A 20411-nucleotide genomic window follows, 5' to 3' on the forward strand; every position below is an offset into this window, starting at 1 on the left:
TTCAGGACTCCTGGAATTCGGTGATGGGGTGGTCGAGATCGACCAGCACCTGCTGGTCATCGATCTGGACCGGGTAGACGTTGACGGGTTCCGTGGCTGGCAGGCAGAGGGCACGGCCGCTTCGCAGGTCAAAACGGGAGCCGTGAAGGTAGCACTCTATCGAACCGTCCTCGACGTCCCCGTCGCTCAGGGGAACGTGCCCGTGGCTGCAGAGATTGTGGATGGCGAAGTACTCGCCCTGGTGAAGCACGATGGCGATCTCGTGTTCGTCGACGGCGAGCGGGATCTCGGGGATCAGCTCGTCGAGGGTGGCGACGGCGACGAAGCTCACTGAGCGGCCCTCATGGCCTCGGCCGCCATGTCGAGTTCCTTCTCCACCTGGACCAGCAGCCTCTCCTCGATCTCGGGAACGCCGATGCGCCGGATGATGTCGTTGAAGAAACCGTGCACGACGAGGCGTCTGGCCTCGGCCTCCGGGATGCCGCGGGAGCGCAGGTAGAAGAGCTGGAGGTCATCGAACCGGCCGGTGGTGGAGCTGTGACCGGCTCCTTCGATCTCGCCTGTCTCGATTTCCAGGTTGGGAACGGAATCGGCCCGGCAGCCGTCGGTGAGGACGAGGTTCTTGTTGGACTCGTAGGTTTCGATGCCCTCGGCGACCTTCCGGATCAGCACGTCACCTATCCACACCGAGTTAGCGCCTTCGCCCTGCAGCGCACCGCGATAGTCCACGTTGGATCTGGTCTTCGGGGCGTTGTGGTCGACGAAGAGACGGTGCTGGATGTGTTGCCCGGCATCGACGAAGTAGAGACCGTACTGCTCGAGTTCACCGCCGGGGCCTGCGAAGCGGGCGTTCTCCTGGAGCCGGATCACGGCGCCACCGAGCGATGCCTGGACGGTGCGGACCCGGGCGTCACGTCCGACCTCGAGGCTGATCTGGCCGCCGTGGATGGCATCGGCATCCCAGTCGTTGACGTACACGAGGTTCACCTCGGCTCCATCACCGACCCGAATGTCGTACTTCGCGGCGTAGGATCCGCTGCCCTTGTAGTGGAACACGATGGTGGCGCGGGAGTTGGCTCCGACCTCCAGCACGAAAACCTCTGCCGCCTCCACGCCGTTCCCGGTCCCGACGTGGACGTTGGCCTGGTCGAGTTCGGTGTCTGCTGGGACACGCATGAGCGCCAGCTCCGCGCTGCGAGCCACCGCCAGGGCCGCGACACGGTCCACCGGAGGTTCGACAGCGAGGTCCCGCAGCGCGCTTACGGGCATGACGGTGAACTCCACGCCAGCAGGAGTTTCCCCCTCCCAGTCGAGTCCGGGAAGCACGTCGCCCTCGGTCAACAGCCCGGCAAGACGTTTCAGCGGGGTGAAGCGCCAGATCTCCTCCATACCTGTCGGCTTCGGATGATCGGCGACGTTCCATGACGGGGTGGGATGAAGATGAGATGCGACGGTCTCGACGGCTCCGATCCCATTCGCTGCAGCAGTGGTGCTCAACTTTTTTTCCTCTTGTCCGTTTCGTTCCGGGGCCGACATCAGCCGACCGCACCTTCCATCTGCAGCTCGATGAGCCGGTTGAGTTCCAAGGCGTATTCCATGGGGAGTTCCTTGGCGATGGGCTCGACGAAACCGCGCACGATCATGGCCATTGCTTCGTCCTCCTCCATGCCCCGGGACATGAGGTAGAACAGCTGGTCATCGGAGACTTTGGAGACGGTCGCCTCGTGGGCCATGGAGACGTCGTCCTCGCGAACGTCCACGTAGGGATAGGTGTCGGAACGGGAGATGGTGTCCACCAGAAGGGCGTCGCATTTCACCGAGGACGCGGAGTGGTGAGCTCCCGCATCGACTTTGACCAGGCCGCGGTAGGAGGCGCGACCACCGCCGCGGGCAACCGACTTCGAGATGATCGACGAGGATGTGTGGGGAGCGCAGTGCACCATCTTGGAGCCCGCGTCCTGGTGCTGCCCCTCGCCGGCGAAGGCGATTGACAGGGTCTCGCCGCGGGCGTGTTCCCCCATGAGGTAGACGGCTGGGTATTTCATTGTCGCCTTGGAACCGATGTTGCCGTCGATCCACTCCATGGTGGCGCCCTCCTCGCAGACGGCGCGCTTGGTGACGAGGTTGTAGACGTTGTTGGACCAGTTCTGGATCGTCGTGTAGCGGCAGCGGGCGCCCTTCTTGATGAAGATTTCCACCACCGCCGAGTGCAGCGAGTCGGAGGAGTAGATGGGTGCGGTGCAGCCCTCGACGTAGTGCACGTAGGCGTCCTCGTCGACGATGATCAGGGTCCGCTCGAACTGGCCCATGTTCTCGGTGTTGATCCGGAAATAGGCCTGCAGCGGGATGGAGACGTGAACTCCCTTGGGCACGTACACGAAGGAACCGCCGGACCAGACGGCGGTGTTCAGTGCCGCGAATTTGTTGTCGCCCGCCGGGATGATGCTGGCGAAGTGTTCCTTGAAGATCTCGGGATGTTCCTTGAGGGCGGTGTCCGTGTCGAGGAAGATAACGCCCTGCCGTTCCAGTTCCTGATTGATGTTGTGGTAGACCACCTCGGACTCGTACTGGGCCGCGACACCGGCCACGAGACGGGCCTTCTCCGCTTCGGGGATGCCGAGTTTGTCGTAGGTGTTCTTGATGTCCTCGGGCAGGTCGTCCCAGGTCTGCGCCTGACGCTCTGTGGACCGGACGAAGTACTTGATGTTGTCGAAGTCGATCTCGTCGAGTTCCGCGCCCCAGGTTGGCATGGGTTTCTTGCCGAACAGCCTGAGGGCCTTCAGGCGCAGGTCCCGCATCCACTCGGGTTCGCCCTTCAGCTCGGAGATGTGTCTGACCACGGCCTCGTTGAGGCCTCGCTGGGCGGCGGAACCGGCGGCATCGGAGTCGTGCCAGCCGTACTGGTAGCCGCTGAGGGCTTCCAGGTGCTCGTCCTGCGTGGCTCCCACTCCGGGGGCCTGTGGCGTGGTCGTCATGTGGTTACTTCCTGATCTTGCTTGGTATGACTGGGTTGGGAACGTGGGTGGTGCACACCCCGTCCCCGTGTGCAATGGTTGCGAGCCGCTGGACGTGGCTGCCCAGCAGCCGCGAGAACAGCTGGGTCTCGACCTCACAGAGCTGGGGGAACTCGGCGGCGACGTGCGCCACCGGGCAGTGGTGCTGGCACAGCTGGTCGCCCGAACGGACCGGCTTGACCGAGGGGGCGTAGGTGGCTCCCAGCGCCTCGGTGAGCAGCTCGATGGGGGTGCGTTCGGGATGGGCCTCGCGCAATTCGTTGAAGCGGCTCTCGATCTCGTCCACGCGTTCCGAGGCCAGGTCGACCATGGCCTGCGGACCGGCCGCCTCGATCAACCTCCGGATGGCGACTATGGCCAGCTCGTCGTAGGCCTGGTGGAACTCGGAACGTCCCGCGTCCGTGAGGAAGAACACCTTCGACGGACGGCCCCGGCCGCGCGCCCCGTAGACCCGCTGCTCACGCGAACCCAGGGTTCCCTCCTCCAGGAGGGCCGACAGGTGGCGGCGGATGGCGGCGGGGGTCAGGTTCAAGCGTTCGGCGAGTTCTCGTGCCGTGGATGGCCCGTGCTCCAGGATGGAGCGAACCACCCGTTCTCGGGTGGAGTTGTCGGTTTCCTGCGTGGCTGCGCTCATGACACCCTCCTCCCAGCGAATTTGCACACGCCAGTCTTTCGGAATCTCCCAAGCGTATCAAGCTAGGGCAGCCTAACCATCACGGCCCACGGCCACCCCCGGCGCGGTCGGAGGGGTTCCGCCCTTCTCCCAGGTCAAACCGGTCCCCGGGATTCCAAGCCTTTTCCGCAACAATACTCATCGCCCGCCGCGGCGCAACCCGAAGGCCCGCGCGGGAATCCCGGTTCACGTGGCCTCAGCGGGAGTAGCGCAGCGGATTGGGGCGGCACCGGGTTTCCGTGGCGATCCGGATCCCGGGAGCCAGCCGGCCCGCTTCCCTAAGGGCGAGCAGTTTCTCGACCACCCTGTCGCGCAGCATCACGGGTGAGATGGTGTTCAGGTAGATCTTGGTGGCCCCCTCGAAACCGGCGAGGGTGGAGACCCGCCACTTGAGCATCACCCGCCAAGGCATCGGGAGCGCGACATCGATCGGCCGGTAATGCCATTCCTCGTTGCAGGCCACGTCGACCCCGGTGGCGGCGTGCATTGCATGGATCAGGTCCGACATGCCCCGTACCTCCTCGGCGGTCTGCTCCCAGGGATCGGAGAACTCGGAGCAGGAGTAGATCTCCAGGGTGGGATAGCGGTGTCCGAAGCCCGCGAAAGCGACCGCGTGGTCGTTCTCGGCGACGATCAGGTTGTGGTAGCCCGCGTAGTTCGGTCCCACCTCGTTGAACAGGTTCGGGTCCTGCCGAAGCCGGGCGAGCGCCACCTCGTGCTGGACGCCTCGTTCGTCGATGGCGACGAGCTGTTTGTGGAGATGGTCGAAGGACGCGCCCGCAGGTTTCAGCCAGTTCTGAAAAACGGTCACGTAGCGGGCATACCGGTTGTTCTCGTAGCTGCGGCGCACCGAGTCGATCGTGAAGGCGATGAATTTCTCGTGTTCCTCGGGGGTCAGGGTCCCGGAACCGGCGAGCTGCGTGTCATCGACCGCTCCGTCGACGAAGTGCCGCCTGGCGATTATCACGTCATGTCCGCCACCAAAGAAACCGGAAGCCGCATCCAGGCGCTGTTCCCGGGTCATCGCGGCGACCTGGCCGGTGCCGTGCCCGGAGGCCCGCAGTTTCGTCTCGGCCACCCGCAACACGTGTTCCAGTCCCTCGGGGGATGCCAGGTAGGCCCGTTGATGCCGGGCCGCGGACTCCGGAAGCTCGAACCCGTAATTGGCGCGCCAGTAGTCGAAGCTCAGGATCTCGAACAAGTTCGGAACGCAACGAAATTCGGCGGTCGTGGTGAACAGCTTCTCCGCGGGAAGCTCCATCAGCGTTTCCCATTCGTCTCCGGAGCGCACCACGCGGGCCTTTTCCGGCGGGGTCTCCAGGTAACGCTGCTCGCAGAAGGCGCAGTGGGTACCGTGGGCCGTCTCATCGATGGGGTGGGGTTCGGGGCGTTGAAGACCGAGGGGCCGGTTGCCCCGTCCCGGTACGGTCCACACCTCGGTTCCGGTGAGCGGACCGACTTGTTTCACCGTTCCGTCGGCCATGGTGGACAGGTACTCGGGTTGCCTGACGTAGGGCTGCATGGCGCCACCGTAGATCATCTCCGGGTTCGGATGTCCCACGACCGGGAAAGTTCCACCCTGCGAGTGGGGTCGCGGGTGGCCGGGCCGCTGCAAAACCTGGTCGCCATCCGTTCCACGGGACTCCCGGTGCAGCGGCAACCGGTATGGTCGGAACTGTGACCAGCAGCAATCCGCTCCGCGACCCCCGGGACCGGCGACTGCCGAGGATCGCGGGTCCCTGCGTCCTGGTGATCTTCGGCGTCACGGGCGATCTTTCCAGGAAGAAACTGATGCCGGCCGTCTACGACCTGGCGAACCGTGGCCTGCTTCCCCCCGGTTTCGGCCTGGTGGGTTTCGCCCGCCGCGACTGGACCGATCAGGATTTCGCGAAGGTGGTCCACGACGCGGTCAAGGAGAACGCCCGAACCCGTTTCCGGGAGGAGGTCTGGGAGCAGCTTCTGGAAGGTATCCGGTTCGTGCCGGGCACGTTCGACTCCGACGAGGCCTTCCAGCGGCTCCGCACCACCCTCGAGGAACTCGACCAGGCCCGCGGCACCAGCGGCAACCACGCCTTCTACCTGTCCATCCCGCCGTCGTATTTCGAGCAGGTGGTCTCCCAGCTCAAACGGAACGCCATCACCGGTGATGACACCGGCACCTGGAACCGGGTCGTGATTGAGAAACCTTTCGGCCACGACTTGCGTTCGGCCCGTGAACTGAACAACGTCGTCAGCCAGCTCTTCTCCCCCCACGAGGTGTTCCGAATCGATCATTATCTGGGCAAGGAGACGGTTCAAAACATGCTCGCTATGCGTTTTGCCAACGAGCTGTTCGAGCCATTCTGGAACCGCAACTACGTCTCCCACGTGGAGATCACCATGGCCGAGGACATCGGCATCGGTGGCCGTGCCGGCTACTACGACGGCATCGGAGCAGCCCGCGACGTCATCCAGAATCATCTATTGCAGCTGCTCGCCCTGACCGCGATGGAGGAACCGACCAGCTTCGAGGCCTCACAGCTGCGCACAGAGAAGACCAAGGTGCTGGCGGCCGCCCAGGTTTCCCCCAACTACGCCGATCACACGGCCCGCGGCCAGTACGCCGCCGGGTGGCAGGGTGGTCGCCTGGTTCGTGGCTACCTGGAAGAGGATGGCGTTTCCCCCGATTCCCGCACCGAGACATACGCGGCAATACGGGTTGACGTGGACAATCGCCGCTGGGCAGGAGTGCCTTTCTACCTTCGAGCCGCCAAACGCATGCCGAGGCGGGTCACTGAGGTCGCCCTCGTGTTGAAACAGGCGCCTCACCTGCCCTTCCCGAAAACCGAAACCGCAGCTCTGGGACAGAATGCCCTCGTGATGCGTATTCAACCCGATGAGGGCGTCACCCTCCGTTTCGGCGCCAAGGTGCCGGGAACGCAGATGGAAATCCGTGATGTCTCCATGGACTTCGTCTACGGAGGATCTTTCACCGAGACCTCCCCGGAGGCCTACGAGCGCCTAATTCTGGATGTGCTGCTGGGTGATCCCCCGCTGTTTCCGCAGCACGAGGAGGTGGAGCTTGGTTGGAAGATCTTGGATCCGGTTCTCGACTACTGGGCTTCGCTGCCAACCCAGCCGGACCCCTACGCAGCGGGCACTTGGGGCCCTGCCAGCGCAGTCGAGATGTTGGCCCGTGACGGCAACACCTGGCGTAGGCCGTAGAGGAGGAAGCCGTGATCATCGAACTCAACAACACCACGACCCAGGACATCACGTCCGCGCTGATCAGGGCCCACCGAGAGGTCGGGCCGACCAGTGGAATGGTCCTGACTCTGCTGGCGATCACTGACGACAATCACCGTGATGAGGTACTCGAGGCTGCTCGCGCCTCGGCGATGGCACACCCGTCAAGGGTCATCGTCATCTCCAAAGCCGGCGGGGAGACGGGCCTTCACGCGAAGATCCAGGTCGGCGAGGGGCTCCCAGGAGACCTGATCGCCCTCAAGCTGAACGGCGAACTGGCGTTGCACGGCGACTCCGTCGTGCTGCCCCTATTGCTCCCCGACTCCCCCACGATCGTCTGGTGGCCCCATAACGCACCCGACGCACCCGCTCAAGATCCGATCGGGCGACTAGCAACACGACGGATCACTGACTCGATGGGGGCACCAGATCCACAACTGGCCCTGGCGATCCGCGCCCGCAACCTGGCTCCCGGTGACACGGACCTGTGCTGGACCCGGATCACACGTTGGCGTACGCTACTAGCCGCCGCCCTGGACCAGTTCCCCCAACACGTCACCTCCGCCCTGGTGCGTTCCACTCCTGACAACGCCTGCTCCACTCTTTTGGTGGCATGGCTGGAGCAACAGTTGGGGGTCCCGGTGCTGCACGAGGACAGCGACCAGCCGGGAATCTCGGAGGCGAGGCTGACCACCGACCAGGGAGACATCGTCATCAACAGGGGCCGCTCCGAGACCATCGCCCGCTACGCCGTGCCGGGCCAGCCGGAGCGGAAAGTGGCGTTGAAACGACGTCCTCTCACCGAATTGCTCACGGAGGAGTTGCAACGTATGGATCCCGATGACGTCTTCGAGTCGGTAGTGAGCCACATCGCCACGCGGGTGGGTGAGTGATGTTCACCCGGGTGGTGCGCCTGGAATCGGCGCAGCAGGTGGCGGACGTGGTCGCCCGCCGGTTCATGCAGAAGACCACGGAACTGCTGGGCAGCCGCGAGGAGGTGCACGTGTGCCTGACCGGTGGTGGCACCGCGGACCTGGTCTACGAGCGTTTCGCGGACCTGTCCGCCGAGGCAAAACTCGACCTGGGACGCCTTCACCTGTGGTGGGGGGATGAGCGTTTCGTGGCCGCCACGGATCCCGACAGGAACTCCCTCCAGGCCATCAGCCGATTGGGACGCACCCTGCCCATCCAGTCGGCGCGGATCCACATGATGGCGGCGCGCGACGGTCGCGCTGACCCACACGACAGCGCATCCGAATACGCTGCCGAGTTGGGGAAAACCCGCTTCGACCTGACTTTCCTGGGCATGGGGCCGGATGGTCACGTCGCCTCGATCTTCCCGGGGCATCCGAGTTTCGAGTCCACCTCCCGCAGCGTGATCGGGGTGACGGATTCCCCGAAACCACCCTCGGAACGCATCTCGTTGACGATCCCGACCCTCAACAGATCCGGAGAGATCTGGTTCATCGTCACGGGCACCGGCAAGGCCGACGCGCTGCTCCGGGCCCTCGGCGGCGACAAGACCCTGCCGGCTTCCCACGCCCACGGACAGCAGGCCACGTACTGGTTCATCGACGACGCGGCCGCCTCGAAGCTGCCTCCCCGCTACGTCTGCCCGCTCTGAGCGGCAGATTCCACGGGTTCCCTGACGGCTTGGAACATTCCGAGCGCGGCGGCCCGGCGGAATCCGAGGTTCTCGTTGACGGCCAGCATGTGATGGTTCTCGGCCGCATTGAAGGTATGGACCGCGGGGGCATTAGGCAGGGCGGCGTGCGCCGCCTCCAGGTTGGCTGCCTTGACCAGCGTTCCCAACCGGTGGCCGCGATACTCGGAAAGCACGATGGTGTCCCTCTGGTGGATCATGCCGTCAGGCCACTCACGCGATGCGGACAGCTCATTCAACGCCACGACCCTTCCTGTTGGTTCGTGCACCACGATCCCGAGGAAAAGCCGGTTCGTCGAGCTGAATCGCGCGTACTCCGCGTGCACGCGGTCCGCATCCCAGGACGTCTCGGGAATGATCAGCCCACCGGGTGGCGCATCGGTGCTCATGCTTTGTTTCAGCACTGCAACACCGGCCGCCCACCCCGGGGGTACCTCCCCCTCCAGGCAGTGCACCTCGTAGTCCGGCCCGGCCGCGACCCCGGCCGTGGCGAGAACATCGCTCAGCGCGACGGCCGGAGCGGCGAATTCGTAACGGGAGTACCACATCACCTGCCCCAGGACGAAGCCGTAACGCAGGGCGAACCGCGCTCGTGGGCTGGAAGCCAACAGCGCCCCCTCCCCAACAGGACTGGGCAACACTTCGTCGCCCGGGCCCGGCACCGGGGTCGGAACCTCGAGGTTGACGTAACGGGTTCCGGGTTCCAGGGCTGACTGCACCACCTCCGCGAGCGCCTGCCCGATTCCCCGCCGCCTGTACCCGGGCCTGACGTAGACGTGCGCCATCGCACCTTCAGGCTCGTCCACAAGATCCACCACCAGCCTGGCAAAACCGACGGGCCGGTCCTTGACCCAGGCCAGCCAGCGTCGCACCCGGCTCTCGGTAAGGGCGGCATGCGCAGCTCTCAGGTCGGCCTCCGGACTGTTCCGAGGCCCTTGGGGGCCGAGCGCCTCGACGCTGTCATCGGTGTTCATGCGACAGTAGGCAGCCCATTCCTCATTCGCGCTCCCGGGAAGCGTGAATTCGCGGATCTCAAAATCGCTCACGGCCTCACCCTATCCTCCGGTTCTGGCCACGTTTCCGGTAGCGTTGATTCATGCAGAAGGATATGAAACCGGTGTGGAGAACCACTGGTTTCAATGCGCACCCGAGGCCTGGTGGGCCGCAATTCACTTTCGGACGACGAACCGGGAGCCGCCATGACTGATTTCCTGATCTGGTTCGGCCAGAACCCGTGGGCGGCGTGGGGCGTGCTGGCGTTGCTGCTGGCAGTTGCCGAGTTGCTCACCCTGGACCTGACGTTGCTGATGCTCGCGGCCGGTGCCCTCGCCGGCGGCGTGGTCGCGTTGTTGTTCCCCCACCTGCTGTGGCTCCAGGTGATCGTCGCCCTGGCCACCGCGGTGGCGACGCTCTTCCTGCTGCGCCCCACGCTTCTGGAGAAGGCCCGTCGTGCCCCGGGATACCGTTCCTCACTCGACAAGTTGATCGGCTCGTTCGGGGAGGTCGTCTCCCGGATCACCTCGAACTCAGGTGAGGTCAAGATCGACGGGCAGATCTGGCAGGCCCGCAGCTACGACGAGGCCATCGTGATCGAAGCCGGGGAGAGGATCGAGGTCTACAAACTCGACGGCATCACCCTGATCGTCTATCCCATCGCCAACTGATCCGAAACCGCAAGGAGAAACATTGCCGCCCGTATTCACCCTGATTCTCTGCATCCTGGCCGTTCTGGTGGTCATGGTGCTGGCCGCGACCCTGAAGATCATCCGCCAACAGCAGGTGGCCATAGTCGAACGCCTGGGCAAGTTCCGCAGGGTCCTCGATCCCGGGCCGCACCTCATGGTGCCCTTCCTCGACCGGATCCGCTACATCCTCGACATGCGCGAGGAGGTGGTGCCGTTCCCGCCCCAGGGCGTCATCACCGAGGACAACCTCATAGTTTCGATCGACTCGGTGATCTACTTCCAGATCGTCGATCCGGTCCGGGCCGCCTACGAGGCACAGAACTACCGTGCCGCCATCGAGCAGCTGACCATGACCACGCTGCGCAACATCATCGGCGGCATGGATCTGGAGGCCACCCTCACCTCCCGTGAGGAGATCAACAACCGTCTGCGCGCGGTGCTGGACGAGGCGACCGGCAAATGGGGGATCAAGGTCAACCGGGTCGAGTTGCGCGCCATCGAGCCGCCGCCGACCATCCGCGACGCCATGGAGAAAGGTGCCCGTGCGGAACGCGACAAGCGGGCCTCGATTCTTCTGGCCGAGGGCCAGCGCCAGTCCCAGATCCTCTCCGCTGGCGGCGACCGGGAGGCCGCGATCCTCCGTGCCCAGGGTGATCGCGAGGCGGCCGTTCTCCGCGCCCAGGCCGACCGGCAGGCCCAGATGTTGCGCGCCGAGGGTGAGGCCCAGGCCATCACCACGGTTTTCAGCGCCATCCACGCCGCGGAACCGGACCAGGCCCTGCTGGCCTACCAGTACATGCAGATGCTGCCCCGCCTGGCCAATGGCGACTCGAACAAGATGTGGATCGTTCCCAGCGAACTCAGCGACGCCCTGAAGGGCTTGGGGCAGGTGGCGAACTCCACCGACGTGCGGGATTACGTCTCGCGGGCCTCCCAGCGTTTCTCCGCCCCGGAACCGGTCGACGTGCACGCCGAGATCGCGGAACAGGCACGCAAGGACCACGAACAGAGCGACGCCACGGTGAAGCAGGCCATAGCCGACGCCCAGGCCATGGAAGGCACAGGAGGCAACCGGCGGTTGGGGCAGCCCTCCCCGCAACCGCAACACCAGGACCCCGATTCCCCGGGGGCCTGGGGGCCGCACCCCGGCGGTCCGTACGACGCTCAGTGAAACACAACCCCGGAAACAGAAAGAGCGAATCCCCGTCCGGTTCCGTCCGGGCGGGGATTCGCTCACAACTGGGTTGTTCATCTCGTCAGTAGAGGATTTCGCCGGCTGCCCGGCGGGCCCTCAGCGAGGACACCGCTTCCTCCAGGATCTGGGCCGCCTCCGCGTCGGTGCGGCGTTCCTTCACGTAGGCGAGGTGGGTCTTGTACGGGGTGATCTTCGGCGGTGGCGGCGGGTTCTCCGCATCGGTGTTGGCGGGCAACCCGCAGCGGGGACAATCCCAGGATTCGGGGATCACCGCGTCGGCGGCGAAGGCGGGACGGGTTTCGTGCCCGCTGGCACAGTAGTAGGAGACGTGAAGTCTTGGGGCCGCATCGCCCCTCTCGGCCTCACCCATTGGTCCGGCGCCAACACGGCTGCCTCGGATGGCGTTGCCACCTGCCACAACTACTCCTCAGGATTCGGAAACATTCTCTTCTCAGACGCCGATGCGGTAGAGCACCAGCAGCCCGACGATCGTCAACACCCAGATCAGCGTCAACACAAGGGTGATGCGATCCAATCGCCGCTCAGCGGTGGACACACCGCCCATCGAAGTGGACATGCCGCCACCGAACAGGTCGGACATGCCGCCACCGCGGCCCTTGTGGAGGAGTACTGACAGAGCCAGCAACGCACTCAGAATGATCAGGATGACCGACAGGGTGGCTATGGGCCAGCTGACGAGGGGGACAATCACGCGCAGTAGTTTAACCGAGGGGTTCAAATCCACCACATCGTGGGGGCCCGAAGCGTTTCACGCCACGTCCCGAAAATGGGATTGCCGCCGGTTAAAATCCGGTGACAACCCCATCCACGGAATTCCGGCTCAGGAGAACAGCACGATCGCGGCGAACTCCTCGGCCTTCAGGCTGGCGCCGCCGACGAGGGCGCCATCGACATCCGGCTGGGCCATGATCTCGGCCACGTTGGACGCCTTCACGGAGCCCCCGTACTGGATCCGGACCGCATCCGCAGTGGCCCGGTCGTACAGTTTCGCGACCTCGCCACGGATCGCGCCGCAGACCTCCTGGGCGTCCTCGGGTGTGGCCACCTCGCCCGTGCCGATCGCCCACACCGGTTCGTAGGCGATGACCAGCGAGGCCACCTGCTCGGCGGGAATGCCCTTCAGGCAGCCACGAACCTGCTCGAGGGTGTACGCCACGTGGCGGCCGTCCTTGCGGACGTCCAGGCCTTCACCGCAACAGATGATGGGGGTCATGTCCGCGGCCAGGACCTTCAGGGCCTTGGCGTTGATCAGGGCGTCGGTCTCGCCGTGGTACTCGCGGCGCTCCGAGTGCCCGACCACCACGTAACGGACCCCCAGCTTCGCCAGCATCCCTGCGCTGATCTCGCCCGTGTAGGCGCCCGAGTCGTGTTCGGAGACGTTCTGCGCACCGAGCTGGATCGGGAACCGATCCCCCTCGATGAGGGTCTGTACGGTGCGCAGGTCGGTGAACGGTGGAATGACGACGCAGTCGACGGAGCTACCGTCGTACTCCTTGTCGGCCAGGGTCCAGGCCAGTTTCTGGACCAGCCCCGTCGCCTCGACGTGGTTCAGGTTCATCTTCCAGTTGCCGGCCATGATGGGCTTGCGTGCCATGTCAGTTGCCTTCCTTCAGAACAGCGATGCCGGGAAGAACCTTGCCCTCCATCAGCTCCAGCGATGCACCGCCACCAGTGGAGATGTGTCCGAAGGCGTCCTCCGCGAATCCGAGGGCCCGCACCGCGGAGGCCGAATCACCACCGCCGACGACACTGATGCCGTCAACCTCGGTGAGGGCCTGCGCGACCGCTCGGGTGCCGGATTCCAGCCCGGGAATCTCGAACACCCCCATGGGGCCGTTCCAGAACACCGACCTGGCCTGGCGTACTGCGTCACCGAACAGCTTCTCGGTGGCGGGACCGATGTCGAGACCCATCTTGTCGGCAGGGATGGCGTCGGTCGGGACCACGTCCACCTGACCGACGGTGCGTGCACCGAAGTCGACCTCGGATGCGACACGCACGTCGACCGGCAGCAGGATACGCTTGCCTGCCGCCTCGGCAGCCTTCAGGTAACCGGTGCAGGCCTCGATGGAAGCATCATCGACCAGCGACTCCCCGACCCCCAACCCCTGGGCCTTGAGGAAGGTGAAGGCCATGCCGCCGCCGATGACGAGGGTGTCGGCCACCTTGAGGAGATTGTCGATGACGGCCAGTTTGTCGGCCACCTTCGCGCCACCGAGCACCACGACGAACGGGCGCTTCGGGTTCTCGGTGAGCCCTTCCAGGACGTCGATCTCCGCCTTCACGAGCGAACCGGCCGCCGACGGCAGCAGCTTCGCGATGTCGTAGACGGAGGCCTCCTTGCGGTGCACCACGCCGAAGCCGTTGGAGACGAAGAAATCCCCGAAGGCGGCATACTTCTCCGCCAGTTCCTTGCGGGCGGCCTCGTCCTTGGACTTCTCCCCGGCCTCGAAACGGACATTCTCCAGGAGGGCCACCTCACCGTTGCCGAGGGATTCGACGGTGGCCTTCGCCGACGGACCCACCACGTCGGTGGCGAACTTCACCCGGGCGCCGAGCAGCTCGCCTAGGCGGGCCGCTACGGGGGCGAGGGAGAACTTGGGGTCGGGCTCACCCTTGGGTCGGCCGAGATGGGCCAGGATGACGATCCGGGCCCCCGCGTCGCGCAGCTCGTTCAGGGTGGGCAGGGCGGCACGGATCCGGCCGTCATCGGTGATGTTCTTGGCACCATCCAGGGGTACGTTGAAATCGCAGCGGACGACCACACGCTTACCGGCGAGGTCTCCGAGCTGGGAGACAGACTTCATTGAAGATCCTTTCGGGTGGGGACGCGACGGCCCCGCCAGCACGAGTGCAGACGGGGCCGAGGCGTCACTTCTTGGGTGAGATCAGAGCTTGCTGCCGACAAGGGCCGTGAGGTCCACGAGGCGGTTCGAGTAGCCCCACTCGTTGTCGTACCAGCCGACGACCTTGACCTGGTTGCCGATGACCTTGGTCAGCTGGGAGTCGAAGGTGCAGGACGCGGAGTCGGTCTCGATATCCTTGCTGACGAGGGGCTCGTCGGTGTAGACGAGGATCCGGCCGTCAGCGGCCTTCTTGACGATCTCGTTGATCTCCTCGACGCTGGTCTCGCGGGGGGCCTCGAAGGTGAGGTCGGTTGCGGAACCGGTCGGAGTGGGGACACGCAGCGCGTATCCGTCGAGTTTGCCCTTCAGCTCGGGCAGCACGAGAGCCACCGCCTTCGCAGCACCCGTGGTGGTCGGCACGATGTTGAGAGCCGCGGCGCGGGCACGGCGCAGGTCCTTGTGCGGACCGTCCTGCAGGTTCTGGTCCTGGGTGTAGGCGTGGATGGTGGTCATCAAGCCCTTGACGATGCCGAGGCCGTCGTTGAGGGCCTTGGCCATGGGAGCCAGGCAGTTGGTGGTGCAGGATGCGTTGGAGATGATGTTGTGGGCGGCCGGATCGTACTTGTCGTCATTGACGCCCATGACGATGGTGATGTCCTCGTTCTTGGCGGGAGCAGAGATCAGGACCTTCTTCGCGCCTGCTTCCAGGTGGGCCTTGGCCTTGGTGGCATCGGTGAAGAAGCCGGTGGACTCGATGACGATGTCAACCCCCAGCTCGCCCCAGGGAAGGTTCGCCGGATCCTTCTCGGCGAATGCCTTGATCTCCTTGCCACCGACCTTGATGGCGTCATCGTCGTAGGAGACTTCTTCGGGGAAGCGTCCGAGGATGGAGTCGTACTTCAGGAGATGGGCAAGGGTCTTGTTGTCAGTGAGGTCGTTGACGGCAACCACCTCGAGATCAGCGCCGGATGCGACGAGCGCGCGGAAGTAATTGCGTCCAATGCGGCCGAAGCCGTTGATTCCAACCTTGACGGTCATTTCGAATAGATCCCCTTCGCGAGATACCTGGGAGCCCGCCGCACCTGGGTGGCGCAACCGACGCCCTTCGGACAGCCCCATCCTAGCCATTCAAACCCGATCCCAGAAGGGTTCGGCACACGTGGAGTCGCATGAACTTCGTCACTGGGTCTCAGCCAGGTCGGAGGGCAGCGAGGCCTCGGTGTTGGGAATGCCAGCGGCCTCGGCCGCCTTGTCCGCGGTGGCCAGCAGACGCCTGATGCGTCCGGCCACCGCGTCCTTGGTCAGCGGCGGGTCGTGCAACTTGCCGAGTTCCTCCAGGCTCGCCTGACGATGCTCGATGCGAAGCCTGCCCGCTGCCACCAGGTGTGCCGGGGCGTCCTCTCCCAGAATCTCCAGGGCACGCTCCACCCGGGCGCTGGCGGCGACTGCGGCCCTGGCGGAGCGCCGCAGGTTCGCGTCATCGAAATTGGCAAGCCGGTTCGCCTGGGCCTTGACCTCGCGCCGCATGCGGCGTTCCTCCCAGATCAGGCGGGTTTCCTGGGCCCCCATCCGGGTCAGCAGGTCGGCGATGGCCTCGCCGTCGCGGAGCACCACGCGGTCGACACCGCGCGACTCGCGGGACTTCACGGTGATGCCGAGTCTCCGGGCGGCACCGCTCAGCGCCAGTGCCGCCTCCGACCCGGGACAGGTCACCTCGAGGGCCATGGAACGTCCCGGTTCCGTCAGGGATCCCCGGGCCAGGAAGGCCCCTCGCCACACCGCGACGGAGTCGGCTATGGAACCACCGACCACCACTGCCGGCAGCCCCCGGACGGGACGGCGCCGCTGATCCACCAGCCCGGTCAGACGGGCCAGGGCCTCGCCGTCACGGATCACCCGCACCGCATACCGGGTGGTGCGGCGCAGGCCCGTCGCGTTGATCACCAGGAGATCCGAGTCCAGGGAGTAGAGATCGTGGATGTAGGTACGTAGCCTCCGGGCCGCCGGCGCGGAGTCCAGCTCCGCCTCGATGACGATACGGCCACCCACGAGGTGGAGCCCACCGCCAAACCTGAGCATCGTCGCAACCTCAGCCCGACGCGCGTTTGGATGGGGGGTTGCCACCGCCGCCAACTCCGTCTTCACCTTCTGGGTCAACGCCATGGGAGCCATCATCCCATCAAATCCCTCGTGGGGTGGTTTTCAGCTAACAAGAAGCTCCTGGTAGGCATCAGCGAGTCGTTTCGGGTCGTGGCGCGCGCTGCCGTCGTGACACCGGATGTCCGCCACCGCCAGCTCGGCCCCGAGCGAGGCGGCGAACCGAGTGAGATGGCGGTCGGAACCGACAAACCCGACATCGGCCAGCACGAAGTCGAGGCGCAGGGTCGGGGCGTGCTCCGCCAACAGTTCAATGTGCCGAGAGGCCGTGAACCCATCGGTTTCGTCGGCGGCCGCGATGTTCATCACGAGGATGCGACGGGCCGGCGTGGACAGGATCGCGTCACGCAGTTCCGGGACGAGCAGGTGAGGAATCACCGATGTGAACCAGGACCCGGGCCCCATCACGATCGCATCGGCCTGTCGGACCGCGGCCACCGCCTCCGGATGGGCCGGCGGGTTCTCGGGCACCAACCTGACCGACTGGACCGTCGCCCGGGTCTTGGCGACGGTGGCCTGCCCCGCCAGGGTGCACAACTCGTCCGGGGCGAGGGGATCGAGTCCCAGTACATCGGCCTCGATCTGCAGGGGTACCGAGCTCATCGGAAGCACCCTGCCACGAGTCCTGAGCAGTTCCCCCACCATGTCGAGGCCCGCAACGGGATCATCCAGCTGCTGCCAGAGACCTGCTATGAGCAGATTCCCGATGGCGTGCCCACCCAACGGCCCATCCCCCGTGAACCGCGACTGGAGAACACTCGCCCAACGTCGCCCCACCTGGTCGTCGCCACACAGCGCCGCCAGGGCCATGCGGAGGTCGCCGGGTGGCAGACAGCCGAATTCACTGCGCAGCCGTCCGGAGGAACCTCCGTCATCGGCCACTGTGACCACGGCCGTGAGCCGGTCGGTGATCCGGCGCAGGGCCGTCAGGGATGTGTGGAGCCCGTGGCCTCCCCCGAAGGCGACGACCGCGGATCCTCTCGGCCGGTTCATTCCTTCCCCAGATCCCGGTGCAGCACACTGACACCGTACCCCTGGGCGCGTAGCCGGGTTGCCAGTTCCTCGGTCATGGATGTGGAACGGTGCTTCCCGCCTGTGCACCCGATCGCGACGGTGACCTGACGCTTGCCCTCCGTGAGATATCCGGGGGCGGCCACGTCGATGATTCCCAGCATGCACTTCTGGAATTCCTGGGCTGCGTCCTGGGACAGCACGTAGGATGCGACGTCAGGCGACAACCCGGTTTTGGGACGAAGCTCCGGGACCCAGTAGGGGTTCGGCAGGAAGCGCACGTCGAAGACGATGTCGGCATCGACCGGCAGCCCGTTCTTGAATCCGAACGACATCAGCGCGACACTCAGGTTGTCGGTGGCGTCGGTCCCGAAATGATTGGAGACGCGCTGGGCGAGCTGCCGTGCGCTGAGCCGGGATGTGTCCACCACGATGTCGGCGGAGGCCCGCAGATCCGCCAGGAGCCGCCGTTCACGCACGATACCGTCGAGCAACCTGCCGTCGTACTGCAGCGGCAACGGTCGGCGGTTGGACTCCTGGCGTTGCACGATGACGTCGTCGCTGGCCTCCAGGAACAGAACCGTGACGCGACAACCCCGTGCCTTGACCTCCGAGAAAGCGGCGGGGAGCTGCTCGAACTCCTCTCTTGAGCGCACGTCAACCACCACCGCCAGCCGCTCGGCCATCCCCATCCGGTCCACGAGAATCGGCAACATCGCGGGAGGCAGGTTGTCCACCACGTACCAGCCCAGGTCCTCCATGGTGTGGGCGGCCGTGCGCCGCCCCGCCCCGGACATTCCCGTCACGATCACGATCTCCGCAGGCCCCTGCACTTCCACCATGGAGGAGACACTAGTCGCTCGCCCGAAGGGCATCACGATTTCACCCACACCACCGGAGGAACTGTGTCGTTCCGCATCCCGTGTTGCCGTCGGCGCCCGCCCGACGAGGTCACTCAGTGCTCACGTTCCCCGAGACCGCGGGCGGCCAGGGCCTCGCCGGTTCGTTCCGCATGGGCGACGGAACCGAGCACCATCGGCATGAGGAGCGCCACCACGTTGCGCTCCGCCCCGCGGGCCCGGGCGGCATCCCTCGCCTCGTCGAACAGACCCAGCAGGTAGGGGATGGAACGAATCATCAAGGCCACCGCCAAAGCGATTCGCTCGGGGTTGAGACCAACGAACCGAAGCGGCCGCAGAGCCACGATCAGGGCCTCCATCAGCTCCGGGGTCGGGGTGGTGAGGGTCAGCAGACGCGCGGCGAGGACGGCCAGCAGCAGGTTCCCGGGCACGACCACCGCGGCCCGCGGGTTCAAGACGATGAGCTGGTAGGCGGCCAGCAGCCCGAGAATCAACCACATCGCCCACCCGATCCGCAGCATCCGGGCCGGACCGATCCCGGAACTGGCCAGCAGCGCAATCGTCAGTGCCAGCGACCCGAGGGTGACCGGCCAGGCCTGAAGGATCAGGGCCGGGAGACTCAGTGAAAGCATGAGGAGGTATTTCCAGCCCACCCCGAACCGGAACAGCCACCCCTCCCCCGGCTGGTGGAGACCGAACAGGCTGGCGTGGACGTTCATTCGAGAGACCCCATGGTGCTCTCGTACCAGGCGATGACCTCATCGGGCTCACCGTCGGCGGCCACCCGACCTCCTTCGATGACGATCACCCGGTCGGCATCGGCCGCCACGTCCATGTCGTGGGTGGAGTAGATGACCTGTTGTTCCAGCTCCGCAATGGTGCGACGCAGGGCCAGTTTGTTGCGCAGGTCGAGCAGGGTGGTGGGTTCGTCGGCCACTATCACCTCCGGTCGCACGGCCAGCACGCTGGCCAGCGCCACCATCTGACGTTCCCCACCGGAGAGGTCGTAGATGCTCTGGTGCGCCAGATGCCCCAGGCCCCGCTCGTCGAGGATCCGCTGGGCGCACCCCGCTCGCTCCTTCCTGGGCAGGTGCCCAAGGCTGAGGGTCAGGTCCTCGATCGGGGTGGACATCAGCAACTGGGCCAGGGGATCGGTGAAGATGAACCCGACGAGCTGGCGGACCTTCCGCGGCTCCTCGGCGACATCGTGGCCCTGGACGTTCACGGTGCCGGAGGTCGGTTTGCGCATGCCGTTGAGGAGCCTCAGCAGGGTCGACTTGCCCGACCCGTTGGCACCGATCACCGCTATGCGCCGCTCGGCGAGGGTCAGGTTGATCCCCGCGAGCAGCGTCCTGGCCTCGCCCCCCTCGCGGATCGGCGGGATGACGAGGCCGACGTCGGCGAGTCGGATCACCGCTGGGCCAGCAGGCGCGGGAAGGCCCGGTGAACCGCGTAGGCCAGGACGGCGACGACCACGCTCTTGATGGCATCACTCACCCAGAACCCCATGTCGATCCCGAAGGCCTTGCCGAAGTCCATCCCACCGGCCCGCATCATCCCGGCCACCCCCAGGGGAAGGATGATGAGGTAGCGCCCCGCGAGCAGTCCCAGGAAGAAGAGCACCGGGGTTATGGTGCTCAGCCCTCGTCTCAGCGCCAACCTGGCGATGAATCCGGCCAGCAGCGCGGCGAAGGGGAAGGCGATCAGGTAGCCGCCGGTCGAGCCGGCGAAGGAGGCCAGCCCGGCTGCCCCTCTGGCGAAGACGGGAAGCCCGGCTGCCCCGACCAGGAGGTACAGGAAGACCGCGGCGAATCCGCGCCAGGGTCCCAGACACAGGCCCGCCAGGCCGACGCCGATGGTCTGCAGGGTGAAGGGAACGGGGCCGATGCTGAAGCCGGGAACGATGGAGAGCGCGGCGATGAGGGCGGCGAACACGGCCACGTAGGCGAGGTCGCTGCCCTGGAAGGAACGGGCCGATGCGGGCACTGTTGCCTCCTGCTTGGTGTGACGATTGGGAACGGGGTCATTCAACACCCCGCGTTGAACGGTGTTCAAGTCGCG

General features: G+C 65.5%; 22 protein-coding genes. 5 read left to right on the forward strand and 17 right to left on the reverse strand.

The genetic code is table 11. The features are described 5' to 3' along the window. Nucleotide 1: 1 nt before the first annotated feature. From E0E39_RS09440 to E0E39_RS09460, 5 genes are all read right to left on the reverse strand, one after another. Nucleotides 2-331: a non-heme iron oxygenase ferredoxin subunit gene (locus E0E39_RS09440; protein ID WP_130874513.1), complete on the reverse strand. Its 330-nt coding sequence runs from the start codon at nucleotides 329-331 to the stop codon at nucleotides 2-4. Further along, nucleotides 328-1536 (reverse strand): SufB/SufD family protein, encoded by a 1209-nt coding sequence (locus E0E39_RS09445; protein ID WP_073969960.1) that lies wholly within the window; start codon nucleotides 1534-1536, stop codon nucleotides 328-330. Before E0E39_RS09445 ends, E0E39_RS09440 begins: the two co-directional genes overlap by 4 nt. Then, nucleotides 1536-2975 carry a Fe-S cluster assembly protein SufB gene (sufB, locus tag E0E39_RS09450; protein ID WP_130874514.1) on the reverse strand — a complete coding sequence of 480 codons (1440 nt, stop codon included), beginning with the start codon at nucleotides 2973-2975 and terminating at the stop codon, nucleotides 1536-1538. Before sufB ends, E0E39_RS09445 begins: the two co-directional genes overlap by 1 nt. Before the next feature lie 4 nt (nucleotides 2976-2979). Continuing rightward, nucleotides 2980-3648 carry a helix-turn-helix transcriptional regulator gene (locus E0E39_RS09455; RefSeq protein WP_130874515.1) on the reverse strand — a complete coding sequence of 223 codons (669 nt, stop codon included), beginning with the start codon at nucleotides 3646-3648 and terminating at the stop codon, nucleotides 2980-2982. A gap of 235 nt (nucleotides 3649-3883) precedes the next feature. Further along, on the reverse strand, nucleotides 3884-5248 hold the full coding sequence (locus E0E39_RS09460; RefSeq protein ID WP_207302466.1) for a DUF4921 family protein: 1365 nt from the start codon (nucleotides 5246-5248) through the stop codon (nucleotides 3884-3886). 104 nt (nucleotides 5249-5352) lie between these two features. On the opposite strand from E0E39_RS09460, the gene zwf reads away from it, so the two are divergent. From zwf to pgl, 3 genes are read left to right on the forward strand one after another with little or no spacing between them, the layout of a single operon-like run. After that, nucleotides 5353-6891, forward strand: a complete 1539-nt coding sequence (zwf, locus tag E0E39_RS09465; protein ID WP_130874516.1) for a glucose-6-phosphate dehydrogenase — start codon at nucleotides 5353-5355, stop codon at nucleotides 6889-6891. An 11-nt stretch (nucleotides 6892-6902) separates the two neighbouring features. Beyond that, the gene (locus tag E0E39_RS09470; protein WP_130874517.1) at nucleotides 6903-7805 is read left to right on the forward strand and encodes a glucose-6-phosphate dehydrogenase assembly protein OpcA; all 903 of its coding nucleotides are present in this window, start codon (nucleotides 6903-6905) and stop codon (nucleotides 7803-7805) included. Further along, complete coding sequence (pgl, locus tag E0E39_RS09475; RefSeq protein ID WP_130875685.1) at nucleotides 7805-8536, forward strand: 6-phosphogluconolactonase; 732 nt, start codon at nucleotides 7805-7807, stop codon at nucleotides 8534-8536. Before E0E39_RS09470 ends, pgl begins: the two co-directional genes overlap by 1 nt. Here the strand turns inward: pgl and E0E39_RS09480 are convergent. Further along, on the reverse strand, nucleotides 8518-9621 hold the full coding sequence (locus tag E0E39_RS09480; protein WP_130874518.1) for a GNAT family N-acetyltransferase: 1104 nt from the start codon (nucleotides 9619-9621) through the stop codon (nucleotides 8518-8520). The two genes, pgl and E0E39_RS09480, sit on opposite strands and share 19 nt — an antisense overlap. 153 nt (nucleotides 9622-9774) lie before the next feature. Here E0E39_RS09480 and E0E39_RS09485 point away from each other — a divergent pair, with 153 nt between their 5' ends. Together E0E39_RS09485 and E0E39_RS09490 are read left to right on the forward strand one after the other, a co-directional pair. After that, on the forward strand, nucleotides 9775-10239 hold the full coding sequence (locus tag E0E39_RS09485) for an NfeD family protein (protein WP_126377252.1): 465 nt from the start codon (nucleotides 9775-9777) through the stop codon (nucleotides 10237-10239). Nucleotides 10240-10312: 73 nt separating this feature from the next. Next, complete coding sequence (locus tag E0E39_RS09490) at nucleotides 10313-11431, forward strand: SPFH domain-containing protein (RefSeq protein ID WP_244926143.1); 1119 nt, start codon at nucleotides 10313-10315, stop codon at nucleotides 11429-11431. Between the two features lie 85 nt (nucleotides 11432-11516). Here the strand turns inward: E0E39_RS09490 and E0E39_RS09495 are convergent, their stop codons facing one another. From E0E39_RS09495 to E0E39_RS09545, 11 genes are all read right to left on the reverse strand, one after another. Then, a complete protein-coding gene (locus E0E39_RS09495; protein WP_014846133.1) occupies nucleotides 11517-11873 on the reverse strand; it encodes an RNA polymerase-binding protein RbpA in 357 nt (118 codons plus the stop codon). Between the two features lie 33 nt (nucleotides 11874-11906). Continuing rightward, nucleotides 11907-12167: a preprotein translocase subunit SecG gene (secG, locus tag E0E39_RS09500; protein ID WP_245988269.1), complete on the reverse strand. Its 261-nt coding sequence runs from the start codon at nucleotides 12165-12167 to the stop codon at nucleotides 11907-11909. A gap of 129 nt (nucleotides 12168-12296) precedes the next feature. Next, on the reverse strand, nucleotides 12297-13070 hold the full coding sequence (gene tpiA / locus E0E39_RS09505; RefSeq protein WP_130874519.1) for a triose-phosphate isomerase: 774 nt from the start codon (nucleotides 13068-13070) through the stop codon (nucleotides 12297-12299). A 1-nt stretch (nucleotide 13071) separates the two neighbouring features. Then, nucleotides 13072-14283 (reverse strand): phosphoglycerate kinase, encoded by a 1212-nt coding sequence (locus E0E39_RS09510; protein WP_130874520.1) that lies wholly within the window; start codon nucleotides 14281-14283, stop codon nucleotides 13072-13074. Nucleotides 14284-14364: 81 nt separating this feature from the next. After that, a complete protein-coding gene (gap, locus tag E0E39_RS09515; RefSeq protein WP_130874521.1) occupies nucleotides 14365-15360 on the reverse strand; it encodes a type I glyceraldehyde-3-phosphate dehydrogenase in 996 nt (331 codons plus the stop codon). A 141-nt stretch (nucleotides 15361-15501) separates the two neighbouring features. Further along, a complete protein-coding gene (gene whiA, locus E0E39_RS09520; RefSeq protein ID WP_130874522.1) occupies nucleotides 15502-16485 on the reverse strand; it encodes a DNA-binding protein WhiA in 984 nt (327 codons plus the stop codon). Between the two features lie 39 nt (nucleotides 16486-16524). Then, complete coding sequence (locus E0E39_RS09525; protein WP_130874523.1) at nucleotides 16525-17472, reverse strand: gluconeogenesis factor YvcK family protein; 948 nt, start codon at nucleotides 17470-17472, stop codon at nucleotides 16525-16527. Next, on the reverse strand, nucleotides 17469-18332 hold the full coding sequence (gene rapZ, locus E0E39_RS09530) for an RNase adapter RapZ (protein ID WP_130874524.1): 864 nt from the start codon (nucleotides 18330-18332) through the stop codon (nucleotides 17469-17471). Before rapZ ends, E0E39_RS09525 begins: the two co-directional genes overlap by 4 nt. A gap of 113 nt (nucleotides 18333-18445) precedes the next feature. Further along, on the reverse strand, nucleotides 18446-19069 hold the full coding sequence (locus E0E39_RS09535) for a CbiQ family ECF transporter T component (protein WP_130874525.1): 624 nt from the start codon (nucleotides 19067-19069) through the stop codon (nucleotides 18446-18448). Continuing rightward, nucleotides 19066-19764: an energy-coupling factor ABC transporter ATP-binding protein gene (locus E0E39_RS09540; RefSeq protein WP_130874526.1), complete on the reverse strand. Its 699-nt coding sequence runs from the start codon at nucleotides 19762-19764 to the stop codon at nucleotides 19066-19068. Before E0E39_RS09540 ends, E0E39_RS09535 begins: the two co-directional genes overlap by 4 nt. Beyond that, nucleotides 19761-20336: a biotin transporter BioY gene (locus E0E39_RS09545; RefSeq protein WP_130874527.1), complete on the reverse strand. Its 576-nt coding sequence runs from the start codon at nucleotides 20334-20336 to the stop codon at nucleotides 19761-19763. The genes E0E39_RS09540 and E0E39_RS09545 overlap by 4 nt, the downstream gene beginning before the upstream one ends. Nucleotides 20337-20411 lie beyond the last annotated feature (75 nt).

The organism is [Pseudopropionibacterium] massiliense, assembly GCF_900607225.1.
Classification (GTDB): domain Bacteria; phylum Actinomycetota; class Actinomycetes; order Propionibacteriales; family Propionibacteriaceae; genus Arachnia; species Arachnia massiliensis.